This window comes from Corynebacterium sp. MSK071 (genome assembly GCF_030232125.1).
In the GTDB taxonomy this organism is placed as follows: Bacteria; Actinomycetota; Actinomycetes; order Mycobacteriales; family Mycobacteriaceae; genus Corynebacterium; species Corynebacterium kefirresidentii.
Window position 1 is genome coordinate 211043 of the sequence record NZ_JASPJA010000001.1, and the last position, 17020, is coordinate 228062.

Genomic DNA, 17020 nt, shown 5'->3' on the forward strand with positions numbered 1-17020 from the left:
AATGAAAACAAAGCATGTTTGGTGGTCAGCGACCGCGCTCGTGGTAGCGGCAGCGGTCGGAGGTACGGCTGCGCTGGGCGTTACCCTCCAGCGCGAATACGGCGATCTCTCACACGGAGAAGCACAGGCGGTGCAGGCTCCTGAGGAGCCTTTGCGCACCGCCGAGCCGGGGGAAGCGGACCTGGATGCGCTAAGCGCGAAGCTGGACGAGCTCTCTAAGAATAAGGACCTTGCCACGTTCGGCGGCGAGGTAATTGATACCGAGACCGGGGACGTGGTGTGGCAGCGGGACGCGGATAAGCGGCTGACCCCGGCCTCGTCCACGAAGGTGCTCACTACCGCGGCGGCGACGTTGGCGCTGGATGAGAACGAGAAAATCACCACTAAGGTCTACCGCGGTGCGAATGAGAAGAACGTGGTCATCAAGGCTGCGGGTGATGTATGGATGACCCACGAGCAGCTCGATGACTTAGCTGAGCAGATTTCTCAGAACATCGATCAGGTCGATGGCGTGTTCATTGATACCTCTGCGTGGAAAGGCGAGCCGCAGGCTCCGGGCTGGGACCCGGAAAACGTGGACGGCGGTTTCGTCGCGCCGATGGAACCGGCCATGCTCTACGGCGGACGTTTGGGGGCGACGACGGGGGATGTGCCGCGCAGCCATACGCCGGCTTTGGACGTCGCTAAGCAGCTGGGCGAACGCCTCGGCGCAAGCGAGGCAGGCATGGGCTCCGTGGCCGAGAATACGCAGGAAGTAGCGAGTGTGGACTCGGCGCCGCTGTCGGACCGCGCCCGGGAGATGGTGCGTCATTCCGATAATGTCATGGCCGAGGCCATTGCCCGCGAGTTGGCTGTGTCCCGCGGTAATGAGGCCAGCTTTGAAGGCGATACGCAGGCCACGCTTGAGGTCCTGCGGGAGCAGGGATTCGACGTTGAGGGCGTGGATATTAAGGACAATTCCGGGTTATCGGAAGACAATCGGCTCACGGCCGGGCTTTTGACGCAACTTATTAATGGGGCGGTGAAGGATCCGCACCTACGCCCGTTGGTGTCCTACCTGCCGGTGGCAGGTGGCGATGGCACCTTGTATGAGCGTTACGGCGATTCCGCGGCCAAGGGCTATGTGCGTGCCAAGACCGGCACGCTGACGGGTGTTTCGGCCCTGGCCGGTACCGCGCAGGGCAATTCGGGGCGTGTGTATGCTTTTGCCTTCCTCGTCAATGGCGGCGATATCCAGGCCGCTCGCCAGGCCCAAGACGCGTTGGCTTCTGCGCTGCATGAGTTCTAAAAAGCCCTTTTGGCCGCGGGTCTCACCGCACTTTTTAGCTTGTCGACGCGGCGTGCGCGCCGCCTCCCTCAACCGCACCGTGGCGGTGGGACTTTCCGGAGGCGCGGATTCTTTGGCGCTGCTGGCGGCGCTGGTGGCTGAGGGGCACGACGTGCTCGCATTATGCGTGGACCACCGCTTGCAAGAGGGGTCGCGGGCGCAAGCCGAGCGCGCTGCTGAGCAAGCCCGAGAACTGGGCGCGCGGGCGCGGGTGCTCAGCGTTGAGGCCGGCGGGGCGGGTCCAGAGTCGATGGAGGCGGCCGCGCGGGTGGCGCGGTACCGGGCCCTAGCCGCCGCCAGTGCGGCCGAAGAGCTAGAAGTAGCCGTGGCGCACACGGCCGATGACCAGGCGGAAACGCTGCTGCTGGGGGCGCTGCGCGGGCGAGTGACCGGCATGAGCGAGCGCAGCGAGGTGGAAGGCGCCCGCGTGGTGCGCCCACTATTAGGCGTGCGCCGCGCCGATACCGAGGGCACCTGCGCGGAATTGGGGCTTTCGGTGTGGCAGGATCCGCAGAATGCGGACACGAATTTCCGCCGCGTGGCGCTGCGCCGCGAGGTAATCCCGCAGCTGAGCCGCATCATTGGCGGGGATGCGGTGCCAGCGCTGGCGCAAGCGGCCACCGACGCCGCGCTTGACGACGCCGCCCTCTACACCCCACCCACCACGGACTGCGCGGAGCTGGCGGCGATGGCAGAACCGCGGCGTCGGCGAGCGATCGCGGCGTGGCTAGTCAGCGAAGGGGTAGAGGTGACGCGGAGGGGAGTGGGGGACGTCGCTAAGCTGTGTACCCACTGGCATGGGCAAGGGCCGGTGGCTGTGCGATCGGCGCGGCAGGTGGGGCAGAGGTTGGAAGTAGCCCGTATAGGTGGCAAACTGGCACTGTTGTCTGGTCATTAAAGGAGCCCACTCGTGCACGACAAGAAAGACTTCGCCGTTCCCGCAAACCGCTACGGTGACGATGTAGAAGCAATCCTCATTGGAGAAGAGGAACTGCAAAACCGCGTCCAAGAACTCGCGGATATGGTCTCTGAAAAGTATGCCGACGCTGAGCAAGACCTGCTTTTGGTCTGCGTGCTCAAGGGTGCGGCTTTCTTCCTTACGGACTTCGCGCGCAAGCTATCCATCCCTTCCGAGTTGGAGTTTATGGCCGTGTCCTCGTATGGCGCCTCCACTTCTTCTTCCGGTGTGGTGCGCATTTTGAAGGACCTGGACCGCGATATTGCGGGGCGCAACGTGCTCATCGTGGAAGACATCATCGATTCCGGCCTTACCCTGTCATGGCTTATCCGGAACCTGAAGGGGCGAAACCCAGCCTCGCTTGATGTGGTCACGCTGCTGCGCAAGCCGGAGGTAGTAAAGGCCGATATTGACCTTTTGGATGTGGGCTTTGATATCCCTAATGAATTCGTCATCGGCTACGGGCTAGATTATGCGGAACGCTACCGCGATCTGCCCTACGTGGGCACCCTTCACCCTGATGTCTACACCACCGACTAAAATCGCGCAGTAATGAAAAACAACAAGATTATTCGCTACGGCGGGATAGCGGCACTTATCCTTATCGCGCTGTACGCCTTTACCTTCTTTAGCAACGATGCCCGCGGCTACGTGCAAGCGGATACCTCCGTTGCACTGACCCAGCTTAAAGACAAAAACGTCGATGAGGTGGAAATTGATGACCGCGAGCAGCGCTTGCGCATCAAGCTCAAGGACGAAATCACGGTAGATGAGCGCGAAGGCGTGAAGGAGATTGTGGCCAAGTACCCGGCCCGCGCCTCCGAGCAGGTCTTTAACTCTGTTAAGGATTCTGGTGCCCAGAAGTACCAGACCAATGTCACGCAGGAATCCTTCCTCGGCTCCATGCTCAGCATGCTGCTGCCTATGCTCATCCTCTTCGGCGTGCTCTTCTGGCTCATGTCCCGCATGCAGCAGGGTGCAGGCGGCATGTTTGGCATCGGCGGTTCCAAGGCTAAGGAACTGACCAAGGATATGCCGACCAATACTTTTGAGGACGTGGCCGGCGCGGACGAGGCCGTAGACGAGTTGCAGGAAATCAAGGACTTCCTGGAAGACCCCACCCGCTACCACGATCTAGGCGCCAAGATCCCGCGCGGCGTGCTGCTCTACGGCCCTCCCGGCACCGGTAAAACCTTGCTTGCCCGCGCCGTGGCCGGCGAGGCCGGCGTACCGTTCTACTCCATCTCTGGTTCTGACTTTGTGGAGATGTTCGTCGGCGTGGGTGCCTCCCGCGTGCGCGACCTATTCAAGCAGGCGAAGGAAAATAGCCCCTGCATCATCTTCGTGGACGAGATTGACGCCGTGGGCCGCCAGCGCGGTTCCGGTACCGGCGGCGGCCACGATGAGCGCGAGCAGACCCTTAACCAGCTGCTGGTAGAAATGGACGGCTTTGGTGACCGCGAAGGCGTGATCCTCATCGCCGCCACCAACCGCCCGGATATCCTCGATCCGGCGCTGCTGCGCCCGGGCCGCTTTGACCGCCAGATTCCGGTCACCAACCCGGACTTGGCCGGTCGCGAGGAGATCCTGCGCGTGCATGCGAAGAACAAGCCGCTGGCAGAAGAGGTTGACGTAGCGCAGCTGGCTAAGCGCACCGCCGGCATGTCCGGCGCGGACCTGGCCAATGTGCTCAACGAAGCCGCCCTGCTTACCGCCCGCATCGGCGGCAACGTCATTACCTATGACGCCCTGGAAGAGGCCACCGACCGCGTGGTGGGCGGCCCGCGCCGCCAGGGCAAGATCATCTCCGAGCACGAGAAGAAGGTCACCGCTTATCACGAGGGCGGCCACACCCTTTCCGCGTGGGCCCTGAAGGATATTGAGCGCGTGTACAAGGTCACCATCTTGGCCCGTGGCCGCACCGGCGGCCACGCCATGACCTCGCAGGAAGACGACAAGGGCATGTATACCCGCGACGAGCTCTTCTCCCGGCTGGTCTTTGCCATGGGTGGCCGCGCTGCCGAAGAGCTGGTCTTCGGTGCGCCGACCACTGGTGCGTCTTCCGATATTGAAAACGCCACCAAGATTGCTCGTTCCATGCTCACCGAGTACGGCTTCTCCCCGGATCTGGGCACCGTGAAGTACGGCAAGGAGCAGGGCGATCCCTTCAGCCAGATGGGTGGCGGTGGCTCCATCGATTACTCCGATGAGGTTGCCTCCAAGATTGATGAGCAGATGCGCTACCTGCTCGAGCGCGCGCACGAGCAGGCCTATGACATCCTGCGCAATAACCGCTACTACCTGGATAAGCTGGCCGAGGCCCTGCTGGAGAAGGAAACCCTGCGCCGCCCTGACTTGGAGCGCATCTTCGACGGCATCGAGCCGCGCGAGGCCTTCGACGTCTTCCCAGGTGAGGACGATCGTTTCCCGCGCCAGATTGGCTACGCCCCAGTGAAGACCCCGGTTGAGCTGGCGAAGGAGCGCGGCGAGGAGCTGCCTAAGCGCATGACGCTTCTTGATGCCTCCCGGGCCGCCCGCGAGCGCCGCCTCGCCGGCGAAGAGCCGAAGGGCGAGGTGGGCTTCAACTTTGGCCAGCACGCCGGCGATTACGTCGATCCGGACACCGTCCGCGAGCTGGGCAGCGGGCCCGCAGCCGCAAAGGATTCCGAGGACTCCGCGCCGAGCGAGCCTGCCCAGCAGGCTCGCGACGCTCAGTCTGCTCCGGCTTCCGAGCCAACCGCCCGTCCGGCCGCACGCCCCGCTGCCGGCGGTGGCAAGCACCACAAGCCGGACGCCGGCGCGGAGGCTGATGCCGAGACCAGCCAGTGGTTTACCCCTGGCTGGGACGAGAAGGATCGCCGCAAGAACCCCTATGCGCGCGAGGACGACAAGCAAGAAGATAGCTAATGCCTGATAATCACATTCCCGCTCGCGCCGCCTTTGACCAAGACCGGGCGGAGGCAGCGGTGCGTGAGCTGCTCCTTGCGGTAGGGGAGGACCCTGACCGCGAGGGCTTGCGTGAAACCCCGGCCCGCGTGGCCCGCGCCTACCGCGAGGTCTTCGCCGGCCTGCACGAGGACCCCACCGAGGTCCTGCACAAGACCTTCGCCGAAGACCACCAAGAATTAGTTCTGGTGCGCGATATCCCCATCTATTCCACCTGCGAGCACCATTTGGTGCCGTTTTACGGCGTGGCGCATATTGGTTATATCCCGGGCAAAGACGGCCACGTCACCGGCTTGAGCAAGCTCGCCCGCCTGGCGGATATGTACGCTAAGCGCCCCCAAGTCCAAGAGCGCCTCACCCAGCAGGTAGCGGACGCCTTGGTGGAGGTCCTCGGTGCGCAGTCCGTCATCGTGGTCATTGAGTGCGAGCACTTGTGCATGGCCATGCGCGGCATCCGCAAGCCGGGGGCGACGACGACCACCTCCGCGGTGCGCGGCGGCTTCAAAAATAATGCCGCCTCGCGCGCCGAGGTGCTCAGCCTGATTCGCAGCTAATCCCACCCCGGTTACCACGAAAGCGAGAAGGAGCACGCCATGCAGCAGGCAACCTCGGTATCGGATCTGACCATTGCTCAACGCACGCTGGTGATGGGCATCGTCAACGTCACGGAGGATTCCTTCTCCGATGGCGGTAAGTGGTTGGACGTCGATGCCGCCATCAACCACGCCCGCGAACTCGTGGCGCAGGGCGCTGACATGATTGACGTCGGTGGTGAGTCCACCCGGCCGGGTGCGGTGCGGGTAGAAGCGGAGGTCGAAAAGCGCCGCGTGGTGCCCGTCATTAAGGCGCTGAGCGAGCTGGGCATCCGCACCTCCGTGGATACGATGCGCGCCTCGGTGGCCCGCGCGGCGGCAGCGGCCGGTGTGGACATGATTAATGATGTCTCCGGCGGCCTGGCTGATCCGGAGATGTATCGCGCGATGGCCGAGGCCGGCGTGCCCGTGTGTCTGATGCACTGGCGCACGCTGCAGGAAGGCGCCTTTGGTTCCGCGGCCGGTAGCGCCGACCACGGCGGCGATGTGGTGCGGGATGTACATGAGACCCTCGAGCGCCTGGCGAATAATGCGCTGACGGCTGGCGTACGCCGCGATAATATCGTGCTTGATCCGGGCTTGGGCTTTGCCAAAACCCCGCAGGATAACTGGGCGCTGCTCAAGGCTCTGCCGGAGTTTCTCGACGCCGAATTCCCCATGCTGGTGGGTGCCTCGCGTAAGCGCTTCCTTGCCGCCATCCGGGAGGACCGTGGCGTGGAATCCAGCCCGCTGCTGGCCGATCCCGCGACTGCGGCCGTAACCGCCATTTCCGCCCACATGGGCGCGTGGGGCGTGCGCGTGCACGAGGTCGCTGTCTCGCGCGACGCCGTCGATGTGGCCGCTGCTTGGAACGCCGGCACCGGTTACGCGGGCGGCGCCAGGGCGACCGGCAGCTATAGCAATGGTGCCGATGGCAATGGAACCATGAAATCCACCGCCCTACCGCGCAATCCTGAGGAGTAAAACATGGCAGACCGCATTGAGCTCACCGGCCTAGAATGCTTTGGCTACCACGGCGTGTTCGACGAAGAAAAGCGCACCGGCCAACCCTTCATCGTGGACATCACTTGCTGGTCGGAGTTCGCAGAGGCCGCCGCCACCGATGATCTGACCAAAACCATCAATTACGCCGAGCTTGCCGACGTCGCCGCCACAATCATCGAAGGCCCCGCCCGCGACCTTATCGAGACTGTCGCCAGCGAGGTGGCCGATACCATCATGGACACCTTCGAGGGCCTGCATGCCGTGGAGGTCACCCTGCACAAGCCGCAGGCGCCGATTCCGCGCACTTTTGCTGACGTTGCGGTGGTCGCCCGCCGTTCCCGCAAGCACGCGAGGACCCTCTAATGCGGGCGGTGCTGTCCATCGGATCCAATATGGATGACCGCGTGGAGCTTTTGCGCACGGTATTCGACGAATTCGCCGGCGAAATTGTCGCCGCTTCGCCCGTCTATGCCACCCCGCCGTGGGGCGTGACGGACCAAGACGAATTCCTCAACGCGGTGCTCATCGTGGACGTCGAGGAGACTCCGAAGGAACTCCTGCGCCGCGGGCAGAAGCTCGAAGAGGCCGCCGAGCGTGTCCGCGTGCGCCACTGGGGCCCGCGCACGCTGGATGTAGACATCATTGATATCGAGGGCTATACCTCCGACGCCCCAGAGCTTATCGTCCCGCATCCTTATGCCCACGAGCGTGCCTTCGTGCTGATTCCGTGGTTGGCGGCGGATGCTGGTGCTAGGTTGAGTGGGGAGGGCGTCGCCAAGCGGGTAGCAGCACTCGACCCGAAAGAGCGCGCCGAGATTCGCCGGCTGGGCATGATGGAGGAGCTATGACACGGACCTCGCTGGGTGCCCTCATCGGCACCGGGGTCTTCTTTGCTGCCGCGGCGGCCATCCTCACCACGCGCTTTTATGGCTCCATGCTGCAAATCCCGGTAACGGTTTCGGCCACGCTGTGGCTTATGGCCGTCATCTGTGTGGCGCTGACCTGGAAGGTGGACCAAGCCACCGAGGACGAGCATGGCATTGGCCTGGATAATTCGCAGCTCAACCCCATGACCATCACACAGTTCATGCTGGTAGGAAAGGCCTCGGCATGGACGGGTTCCATCGTGGGTGGCATTTATGCCGGAATTGCTGTCTACGTCATTCCCAACGCAGGTACGCTGACCGCGGCCTCCGATGACCTCGTAGGGGTCATTGCCTCCGCGCTCGGCGGCCTCGCGATGGCCGCCGCTGGCCTGCGGCTGGAGCGACACTGCGAGACCCCGCCCCCACCAGATGGGGTACAAGCGGTACATTAGTGAGCATGACTGAGCCGCGCTCTTCTTCTAGCAAAACTCCCGCCAAGACGACCAAGCCGGATCTGGGCCAGACCGGGCTCATCGTCCTCGTGGTGCTGGCCGTTGTAGCCAGCATCGTCATGCTGATTTCCGGCTCTGCCGCAGCCCTTAAGATTGCGCTCATCGCCGCTTTGTGGGCTGCCGTGCTTGGCTTCTTCCTGGTGATGCGCTACCGCCGCCAGGCCGAGGAGTCCGTGACCAAGCTGGAGCTGCAGGAGCGCGCTCACCGCGCCGAGCTCAAGCAGGCCCGCACAGCCGATGGCCAGCTGCTGCCGGATCAGGAACTGCTGGATGAGATCCGCACCGAGCTGGCTTCCATCCGCAAGCAGATTGAGGATCTTTCGGGCCAGAACTTCACCTATGAACCGGCCGCTCTGCACGCCGAGGCGCGCCGCATCATGCAGCTCGAGGCTCAGACCGCGGCCGCTGCTCGCCCTGGCTCTGAGGAGGGTAATGTGGACTTCACCCAGTCTTCCTCCGGCGCCCCGTCCGCCGATGCCATCGCTGGTCGCTTGGGTAACCAGCCATCTGCTGCTCACGCCGAGTCCAACCCGCTCAATGACATCATCAGCGAAAAGACTCGTGCGCAGCGCAACTCCGGCAAGGCTTCTGGTGCCTCCACCTTTAATACTGGTGGCTTCCAGGCCGTGCGCTGGGATACCGGCGGCGATGCTTCCCTGAAGAATACCCGCACGTCCGCGGTCAGCGAGCACCACGGTAGCCATCGCAAGCCAGAGGCTGCTACCAAGGCCAATGACGAGACCCAGGATATTCCGCAGCAGCCGGCACCACAGCGCGATGAGCGTGCGGAGTACCCGGGCTCCGGTCAGCACGTAGCCCCAGAAAAGTCCGAGCCGGTGCGCCAGAAGGCGGGCCGCGCGCATCACCGCGCGGCCGAAGAGCCCGATTCCCGCGGCCGCCGCCGCAGCGACGATAAGCGCGAGGGCGCGGTCTCCGTGGCCGAGCTGCTGGCCCAGGCGAAGAAGAAGGATAAATAAATGCGCCCGCCACGCATGCGGGTAGCTCTGTTTGGCCGGAGCCTGGCGGGCTTTACCTTGGCCAATGCTATGGAACGCGCCGGCCATGAGGTGCAGATGCTCTCGGACCCGGCCGAACTTGCCTCTTTTGAGGCCCTCATCATCGCCGTGGGCGATTCCCGCCTGGAAGCTACCGTGGAGTTGCTTGAGCCACACGTACATCGCGGATTAATCGTTTTCCACACCTGCCTTTCGCGCGGAGTGCAGGTATTGGATCCACTGGAAACCCACGGCTGCGTTGTCGCGGCGCTCGCCCCATTTACGCTTAAGCGCTGGGCGGTGACCACCCTGGATGAGCTGGGCGAGACCGTGGTGGAACTTAATATCGCCGAGTTTCGCGCAGAAACCGTAGCGCTTTCTGACGCCGAACGTGCCCCCTTCGCTGCCCGCGCCTATTACGCCGAAATGCTTCGGCGCTTGCATATCTCTGCTGCAGTTGATGCTCATTTCCTCTCGCCCTCAGAAGAGCCACCACTGGTGGGTGAGGACATGGACACCGAAGAAATTATCGCCGCCTACCGCGGCGCCACCGACCCCGGACTGCGGCGCAGCTATGTGGAAGTTGCCCGCCGCCTAGGAGAGGTGGACGGCCGCGAAGAGTTAGAAATGTGGGCCCTACAAGAGGAGAGCCGATGAGCCTGGAGATGGGAAACGCTACCGTCATCAACGACATTGAGCGCATCCGCATGGTCGGTAGTGCTTTTCACAAGACTGGTCGCCCAGTCGCCTTCGTGCCGCTGACCAACGGCGTGCACGCCGGCCATATCGCGCTGATGCGCGCGGCCAAGCACATCCGCGGCGCGGTTACCGTCGTGGCCCTGCAGTCTCCACACGAGGAAGATCTTGAGCTCCTGCGCGCCGAGGGCGTGGACATCGTGTGGGATTACTCGCCAGAAATCTTGTGGCCACACGGCCGCCGCATCGCCGTGGCCCCTGTCGACGCCGCGACCGCCCTCGAGCCGGACCTCAGCGAGGACCTCTCCCTGTACCTTGCGCTCATCCTGACGCTTTCGCCTACCGAAGTCCTCCTCGGCGAAAAGGACTACGAGCTCCTCCTCGCCATCCACCACGCGGTCCAAGACTTCCACTTAGGCGTGCGCGTGCAGGGCGTGCCCGCCGTACGCATGCCCGACGGCGTGGTGATGAGCCTGCGCAATACCAACGTCCCGGCCGAATCCCGTGACCAAGCTGCGGCCCTATCCGCCGCGCTGACCGCCGGCGCGCATGCCGCCGAAGCCGGTGCGGAGAAGGTCCGCGAGGTCGCCGCGGAAGTCCTGCGCGCAGCAGGCGTTGAGCCGGACTACCTCGAGGTGCGCGGTCGCGACCTCGGCACCCCTCCCGAGGAGGGTGATGCCCGCTTGCTCGTCGCCGCGACAATCGGTGGCGTCCGCCTCATCGATAATGTGGGCCTGCCGCTGGGCATCGGCTTTAATAATATTGAAGAGCACGAAGCCAAGGCCGAGCTCGAGCGCGAGCAACAACGCGCGCTACAGCGCGCGCAGGGTACCGCTTCCCAGCAGCCATCGGAGGACTAATGACCGATATCCAGATCCGCGATCTTGACCCGCGCGATGAGCCCAAAGCCATTTCTTTTGCCATCGAGGGCATGCACCTGCACTGGTTTGTCACAAACCGCCGCTTCGAGCGCGCCTATGGCCGCTACTTTTGGGATTTAGAGCGCGCCAAGGCCACCGATATCTTGGCCGCTTACGATGGCGACCGCTTCCTCGGCGTGCTGTTGGCCTCCATGAAGGGCGAGCCCGCGTTGCCATATCCGTGGTGGCGCAAGGCGTTTGTCCGCGCGGTGGAAATCTTTAATAATCTGCGCCCGGGCGGGCACCGCGATGATTACGATGCCGCCAATCAGGACATGCTGCTCAAGTACTTGGGCAAGCACCCCATCGATGGCGAAATTGGTTTCCTCGTCGCGGATCCCAATTCCGGCGTGAGCGGCGTGGGCACGGCGCTGCTCGAGGCCTTCGAAGCCCGTCACGAGGGAAAGAATGTTTACCTGTTTACCGATGACGGCTGCACTTACCAGTTCTATGACAGCCGCGGTTTCACTCAGGTGGGCGAGCGCACCATCGCGGTCAACGAGGACCGCGACTTGGAGTGCATGCTGTATGTGCGCCGCTTGGGCACGCCGCAGGCTTAGCGTGCCGCAGTCTTAACGCGCCAACGCTCCCATCGGATCCCAAGCCGGCAGGGTAGTCACGGACTCGGACTGCAACGCCGCTTGGTATTGTTCCGGCAGTCGGGAGGGGTGCACGGCGATTTCGAAGACGAACTCGTCGAACCAGTCATCGGCCATGGTCCAAAAGCCCTTATCGGCCTTCTTTGGACCCCAGGAATTCTCCACGCGCCAGCGATTGACGGTGCCGTCGTCTCCGATATCGGCGCCGGTAAACACCATCGCGTGGGGCATCATGGACTCGTGCAGGCGCAAACGCTGTGCCTTGTCCAGATCCATCTCCACGCCGTAGAAGGCCTCATAATCGTGCAGGTGCTTGGCCCACACGCCGTGCTCATCATCGGATTGCTGGTCGGTATCGCAGCCGAACCAAACCGGCTGGCCGTCTTCGATAGAGGCACGCGCGGCATCGCGCAGCACCTCCACCGGCGCGTTCAGATAGGTTACGCGCTCGCCGGCCACATTGCCCAGGTATTCCACGGTGTAGAGCTTGCCGTAGGCATTGCGGGGATCATTGACCACGCACACGTACTCACTGAGGTCTGCGGGCAGGTATTCCTTGGCAAACTCCTGCGGGGTAAAGGTGCCCGCGCGGTGGAACTCATCATCCTTATCGCGATATTGCCAGACAAAGTCCTCCGGCGGCAGGCCCAGGTTGGCGGTGAGGATACGGTAGACGTCGGCAAGCGCCTGCTTGTGCGCGCCCTCTTCGCCGCTGCGGATCCGGTGCGCGGCGCGGCGCAGCACGGTCTGCAGGTTACGGTTCAACATCGCCGTGGCCTCCGAAGAAGCGGTTTCCGGCATGGCGTACTGCGGTACTACACCGTATTTTTCCACCAGTGCGACAAACATGGACCACTGTCCGCCGTCATCGATCGGATCATCCATGAGCTTGGTTACGGTGCGGTCCGTAATATCGCGGTCCTTCAGCTCAGCCATGGCGCTAAGGAACCAATTGGCCTTCTCGAGCTTGTCAAAGAAGTAAATATAGGTCTGGGAAAGCTCAAAATCTTTAAGCTTGGCCTTGTCCATCAGCCCACCGCGCAGGGAATTCAGGCCGGCAAAAATCCAGCAGCGGCCCGAAGCCTTCTGGTCGGCCACGCCCCAGGAATCTAGCTTATGGCTGGTCACCCGGTTAAGGGTGTGCAGTACCTCGCGGTCGAGGCTGAGCTTATCGACGCCTTCCTGAGCCACCCCATTGCGTACCAAGCGCAGCGTGGCATCACTGGCGAGCTCAGCATTGGCGGCATGAACCTCGTTCGGGTTAATCTCGGTCATTTCTCGATTCTCCTTAGTTCATCCGGTCCCAGAGGGGAAGCTCAATCGGTTCGGTATCTAGCGCCTGAGAAAGCTCATCGCTCAGGTGCTCCTTGCGCACGGCGATGTGGAAGACGTTCTGGTCAAACCAGGCATCGGACATGGTGGCAAAGCCCTTGCCGGGCACATCCTCGCCGTCTTCCTTGCGTGGTGGCTTGGAGCCCCAAGAGTTCTCCACGCGCCAAGCTCGGTCCCCATCCACACCGGTGAGCGCCATCGCGTGGGTAGGCGCGGTCTCGCCGGAGGTAAAACGCTCCTCCTTAGTCATGGTGGAATCGATGCCGTAGAGGCCATCGGTATCCACCAGTCCCTCGTCCCATACGCCGTTGAGGAAAGAGAATTGACGGTTGACGTCGCAGCTAAACCACACCGGCTCGCCGGCGGCTAGGCTGCGCTTGGCGGTCTCCTTGAGCTCTTCCACGGTGACGTTTAAGTACTCTTGTGGCGCGCCACCCAGCACATTGCTTTCATCAGCGCTGCTAAATACGCGATGCTTGGGGTTGGTGGAACGGGGGTCATCAGCCAGCACCACGAACTCGTCGAGGTGGGGTAGGTATTTCTTGGCAAACTCGCGCGGGGTGGAGTGCAGGCGCACGAATTGCTCGTCCTTGGTGCGATACGCCCAGGTAAAATCCTCGGGCGGGGTGCCCAGGTGGATGGCCAGGATGCGGTGGAAATCTTTGCGTGCCTGAGCAAGGATGTCCTCGCGCGGGCCATCTAGCGCGGCGGCGCGACGCACCACCGTGGCGAGATCGCGGTTCATTTCCGCGGTATGTCCAGACGAGCGGATCTCCGGCATGACCTCGGCAGGTACCACGCCGTACTTGGCCACCAGGTTGCTAAAGAAGCACCACCAGCCGCCGTCGGCTCCAGCGTGGTCGAGCACTGCGGCCACGGTGCGCTCATCCCAACCAGCGTCCTTTTTATCCAGCAGCTGATTGAGAACCAGGTTGGCCCGCTCCAGCTTGTCAAAATACTGCAGGTAGGTGAAGGAAAACTCGAAATTATCTACGTTGAGTTCCTGCGCAGCGCGGTGGCGGAAGACGTTTAACGCAGCGAACATCCAGCAGCGGCCGGAACGCTTTTGATCCGTTACATCCAAGCTATCCAGCTTGGTTTCCGTGGTGGGGTATAAGGCGGTAATGCGGTCGCGGTCAAGCGCCGCCTTGGCCGCGCCAACGTTGGTGATGGCGTTGCGGGCCAGCCGCTGTCGTGAATCGGCCGCAGCCTCCTTGCGCAACTGGGACAGGTATTCCTTGGTGAGCAAAGTCATATTTCGGTTTTAGCAGACTAGAAATCCTGATGGGGCTGGTTGGGGGAAGAGCTAGAGAAATTCCGCCAGCTTTTCGACGGCCCCCGGAGTCCCCACTTCCTCCGGCAGCCACGGAACCTCGCGCACTGGGGTCTGCGGGAGCTTGGCGCGGAGAAGTGCGAGCGCCTCATCTTCGGCCGCGCGACGGGCGGCGAGGAATTCTCCCTGGTTGGCAGGGGTACGGCGGTTAACCAGCATGGACCCCACGCGCACGCCATTTCCGGTGAGGTCCGCGTGGAACTCGGCTGACTCGAGTACGGGCAGGCGCTCGGCGGTAAGGACAATATGGAAGACCGTGCGCGGTGAAGTCAGCGCCGCGCGCAGCTGGGAAAAGCGCTCGCGCCGCTGGAAAAGAGTGGCGCGAATTTCCTGATTGCGCCGGTCCACGGGGTCATTATTCGCGCTGTTGCCGGGCGACATTCCGCGTACTAGCGAGCCGAATTTATCGGATTTCTCGCGCCGGGAAAGTAAGCCATCGGTATAGGCGGCCATGATTTCTGGCAAAGCCATCAGCCGCGAGGTATGCCCAGACGGGGCGGTATCGAAGATGAGGAAATCGACGTCGGACTCTTCGCCGACGAGCGCCGCGATACGCTCCAATAGTGCTGCCTCCTGCGTGCCGGGCGATTGCCGGGCCAAGTCCAGGTGCTTTGTGACCTCGCCATGCAGATGCTCGGGCATGAAACGGCGCATCGCAGAACCTACCTGCGCAAGATGTTGTTCCGTGGCGCGCGCCGGGTCGATCTCGATGGCGGAGAGGGAAGGGGTGAGGGCCACGGGGGCATCGCCAAGCGCGGTGCCAAAGATGTGCCCCAAGTTGTGCGCTGGGTCCGTAGAGACCAAGCAGACGCGGTGATCGCGGGACAGGCGCAGCGCGGTGGCGGTAGCCAGGGTGGTCTTTCCCACCCCGCCCTTGCCCCCAAAGAACATGATGGGTGCAGTCTCTAACAACATTGAATATTCTCCAGCGGGGATCTTTCCATTCCCATGCGCGTATGCCAGGCGTGGAAATCCTCATAGACCAACGGCAAAAGCTCCAGGGTGTAGTAACTGGCCGGGTTGGGAATGCCCAGGGCCTCCGAGACCACCAGCATCATGAAGAGATCGTCTTCCTGCTGCTGGGCTTTGGCAAAACTGGCGCGGTACGGGGCCTGGTAGAACTCATTGAGACCAGCCCCGAACGCCCTAAGCTTGTCGAGCATGCTCGGGCAGCGGGGCGTCAAGATCATCATCGGACCACTCCAGTGGGGCCTCCTTGCGGGCACGAGAGATGGCACCGACGGCCTCCACAATGACCCAGATGGTGGCGACCACGATGATGGCGTCCATGCAGAACAGCAGCCAGTTCTGGCTAGTAAATAGCGACTTTAGCTGCAGGAGCGCGGCCCACAGGGACATGGCGGTAACGAAGATGAGCGGGATGACCACTGGCCACGTCGGCCGACGTAGGTGGGTGAGGATGACTACCACGATGGCCAAGGAGAGTCCTGCCATGAGCTGGTTGGTGGTACCGAATAGCGGCCAGATGGTCATGCCGCCCGAGCCATCCACGCCGGCGGAGAAGGTCAGCCCAAAGGCCAAGCCCACCGCAATGACGGTGGCGGCCAAAGCCTTGATGCGTACGCCTATGATTTCGCCGATTTCTTGGACCACCAAACGCTGCAGGCGCACACCCGAGTCCATCGTGGTGGCCGCAAAAAGCACGGCCATGGTGGCCAAGATGGTGCCGGAAAGCGAGGTAGGAATACCCAAGCCCTCATTCATGAGCGCGCCGCCGCCTTGCACAAAGGCGTCCACGCCGCCGGCGTTCCACTCGGAGTAGATTTCTTCCCACTGCGCGGCGGTCTTGAAGCCAGCGGTAGTAGCGATGATGGTGCCCAGTGCGAGCAGGCCCTCGCCCACGGCGCCGAAGTAGCCCACAAAGCGCACGTCGGTTTCTTTATCCACCTGCTTGGAAGAGGTGCCGGAGGCCACCACGCCGTGGAAACCGGAGACGGCGCCGCAGGCGATAGTGACAAAGAGCAGCGGAAAGATGCCCGGGGTGCCGTCTGGTACGTTATCGCGCAACGCTGGCGCCATAATCGAGGGCCGAGTGATAAGGAAAGACCCGTACAAGATGGCCAAACCTACGAAAAGTTGCAGGCCGTTGATGTAATCGCGTGGCTGCAGCAACACCCATACTGGCAGCATCGAAGCGATGAAGGCGTAGATGAATAACAAGATGATCCACACGCCATTGGCGGGAATCCCCAGGACGGTATCTGGCAAGACCACGGGCACGCGGTCGCCGATAATCATCAGCGCGTAGAGCGCGACCACACCCACGATAGATACCAGCGGTAGGTTCCACTTCAGGCGGTAGATGGCCTGGCCGATAAGCAGCGCGACGGCGATGGCGCCCCACGTGGGAATGACGGCCGTGGGAGTGGATACCAACAGGTTGGAGATGACCACTGCGAAGGCAGTATTCACCATCAAAAGCAACAGGAAAATGACGATGAGGAAGAGGTTGCGCCCGCGCTTGCCGATATAGCGCCCAGACAAGGTACCAATGGATTGGCCCTTGTGGCGCTGGGAGGCCCACAGAGCGCCGAGATCGTGCAAGCCTGCAAAGAATATGGTGCCGATGGTGACCCAGAGAAATGCCGGTACCCAGCCCCAGATAACGGCTACGGCAGGACCGATAATCGGTGCTGCACCCGCTACGGAAGTGAAGTGGTGGCCCCACAAAACGTATTTATTGGTCGGGACATAATCCACGCCGTCTTCCATGGTGTGGGCCGGGGTGGAGTAATTCGGGGATAGCCGGAAAATTCTTCGCCCTAGGAACTTGGAGTAGAGCAGATAGCCGGCAACCATCATCGCGATACCGATGATGGCGAGGACAAGAGAGTTCATAGTGTGTGTCTCCTCATAGACGGGCAGGTGGCGTGCATCACACGTGCGAGTAGTATGCCATAACTCACATATGCATTTGCCTGTGGGGGAGACCGATGGG

18 protein-coding genes are annotated in these 17020 nt (G+C 62.4%); 13 read left to right on the forward strand and 5 right to left on the reverse strand.

Annotated features, from left to right (window positions below; all coding sequences use genetic code 11):
* Position 1 precedes the first annotated feature (1 nt).
* The 13 genes from dacB to QP990_RS00940 are packed head-to-tail and all read left to right on the forward strand — an operon-like array spanning position 2 to position 11357.
* Positions 2 to 1288, forward strand: a complete 1287-nt coding sequence (gene dacB, locus QP990_RS00880) for a D-alanyl-D-alanine carboxypeptidase/D-alanyl-D-alanine-endopeptidase (RefSeq protein ID WP_284798002.1) — start codon at positions 2 to 4, stop codon at positions 1286 to 1288.
* A complete protein-coding gene (tilS, locus tag QP990_RS00885) occupies positions 1278 to 2225 on the forward strand; it encodes a tRNA lysidine(34) synthetase TilS (RefSeq protein ID WP_239205449.1) in 948 nt (315 codons plus the stop codon). Before dacB ends, tilS begins: the two co-directional genes overlap by 11 nt.
* Before the next feature lie 12 nt (positions 2226 to 2237).
* Positions 2238 to 2825: a hypoxanthine phosphoribosyltransferase gene (hpt, locus tag QP990_RS00890; RefSeq protein WP_023019936.1), complete on the forward strand. Its 588-nt coding sequence runs from the start codon at positions 2238 to 2240 to the stop codon at positions 2823 to 2825.
* A 12-nt stretch (positions 2826 to 2837) separates the two neighbouring features.
* The gene (ftsH, locus tag QP990_RS00895; protein WP_284798003.1) at positions 2838 to 5192 is read left to right on the forward strand and encodes an ATP-dependent zinc metalloprotease FtsH; all 2355 of its coding nucleotides are present in this window, start codon (positions 2838 to 2840) and stop codon (positions 5190 to 5192) included.
* Positions 5192 to 5785, forward strand: a complete 594-nt coding sequence (gene folE, locus QP990_RS00900; RefSeq protein WP_005325658.1) for a GTP cyclohydrolase I FolE — start codon at positions 5192 to 5194, stop codon at positions 5783 to 5785. Before ftsH ends, folE begins: the two co-directional genes overlap by 1 nt.
* Positions 5786 to 5824: 39 nt before the next feature.
* A complete protein-coding gene (gene folP, locus QP990_RS00905) occupies positions 5825 to 6787 on the forward strand; it encodes a dihydropteroate synthase (protein ID WP_284798006.1) in 963 nt (320 codons plus the stop codon).
* 3 nt (positions 6788 to 6790) lie between these two features.
* Complete coding sequence (gene folB, locus QP990_RS00910) at positions 6791 to 7171, forward strand: dihydroneopterin aldolase (RefSeq protein WP_284798007.1); 381 nt, start codon at positions 6791 to 6793, stop codon at positions 7169 to 7171.
* Entirely contained in the window at positions 7171 to 7656 is a 486-nt protein-coding gene (gene folK, locus QP990_RS00915; protein ID WP_284798009.1) for a 2-amino-4-hydroxy-6-hydroxymethyldihydropteridine diphosphokinase, read from the forward strand. Before folB ends, folK begins: the two co-directional genes overlap by 1 nt.
* Positions 7653 to 8126: a DUF3180 domain-containing protein gene (locus QP990_RS00920; RefSeq protein ID WP_005329908.1), complete on the forward strand. Its 474-nt coding sequence runs from the start codon at positions 7653 to 7655 to the stop codon at positions 8124 to 8126. The genes folK and QP990_RS00920 overlap by 4 nt, the downstream gene beginning before the upstream one ends.
* 5 nt (positions 8127 to 8131) lie before the next feature.
* Positions 8132 to 9163: a DUF6779 domain-containing protein gene (locus QP990_RS00925; RefSeq protein ID WP_284798010.1), complete on the forward strand. Its 1032-nt coding sequence runs from the start codon at positions 8132 to 8134 to the stop codon at positions 9161 to 9163.
* Entirely contained in the window at positions 9164 to 9838 is a 675-nt protein-coding gene (locus QP990_RS00930; protein ID WP_284798011.1) for a hypothetical protein, read from the forward strand. It begins immediately after the preceding gene.
* Positions 9835 to 10737 carry a pantoate--beta-alanine ligase gene (locus QP990_RS00935; protein WP_284798012.1) on the forward strand — a complete coding sequence of 301 codons (903 nt, stop codon included), beginning with the start codon at positions 9835 to 9837 and terminating at the stop codon, positions 10735 to 10737. The genes QP990_RS00930 and QP990_RS00935 overlap by 4 nt, the downstream gene beginning before the upstream one ends.
* Entirely contained in the window at positions 10737 to 11357 is a 621-nt protein-coding gene (locus tag QP990_RS00940) for a GNAT family N-acetyltransferase (RefSeq protein WP_284798014.1), read from the forward strand. Before QP990_RS00935 ends, QP990_RS00940 begins: the two co-directional genes overlap by 1 nt.
* Positions 11358 to 11369: 12 nt before the next feature.
* Here QP990_RS00940 and QP990_RS00945 read toward each other — a convergent pair whose 3' ends face one another.
* Genes QP990_RS00945 through QP990_RS00965 form a run of 5 tightly spaced genes read right to left on the reverse strand, consistent with a single transcriptional unit; the run spans position 11370 to position 16920 of the window.
* Positions 11370 to 12671, reverse strand: a complete 1302-nt coding sequence (locus QP990_RS00945) for an aminopeptidase C (protein ID WP_284798016.1) — start codon at positions 12669 to 12671, stop codon at positions 11370 to 11372.
* A 13-nt stretch (positions 12672 to 12684) separates the two neighbouring features.
* Positions 12685 to 13983, reverse strand: a complete 1299-nt coding sequence (locus tag QP990_RS00950) for an aminopeptidase C (protein ID WP_284798017.1) — start codon at positions 13981 to 13983, stop codon at positions 12685 to 12687.
* Positions 13984 to 14034: 51 nt separating this feature from the next.
* The gene (locus tag QP990_RS00955) at positions 14035 to 14976 is read right to left on the reverse strand and encodes an ArsA family ATPase (RefSeq protein ID WP_023019923.1); all 942 of its coding nucleotides are present in this window, start codon (positions 14974 to 14976) and stop codon (positions 14035 to 14037) included.
* Positions 14967 to 15224: a cory-CC-star protein gene (locus tag QP990_RS00960; RefSeq protein ID WP_239205465.1), complete on the reverse strand. Its 258-nt coding sequence runs from the start codon at positions 15222 to 15224 to the stop codon at positions 14967 to 14969. Before QP990_RS00960 ends, QP990_RS00955 begins: the two co-directional genes overlap by 10 nt.
* The gene (locus QP990_RS00965) at positions 15208 to 16920 is read right to left on the reverse strand and encodes a carbon starvation protein A (RefSeq protein ID WP_284798018.1); all 1713 of its coding nucleotides are present in this window, start codon (positions 16918 to 16920) and stop codon (positions 15208 to 15210) included. Before QP990_RS00965 ends, QP990_RS00960 begins: the two co-directional genes overlap by 17 nt.
* Positions 16921 to 17020 lie beyond the last annotated feature (100 nt).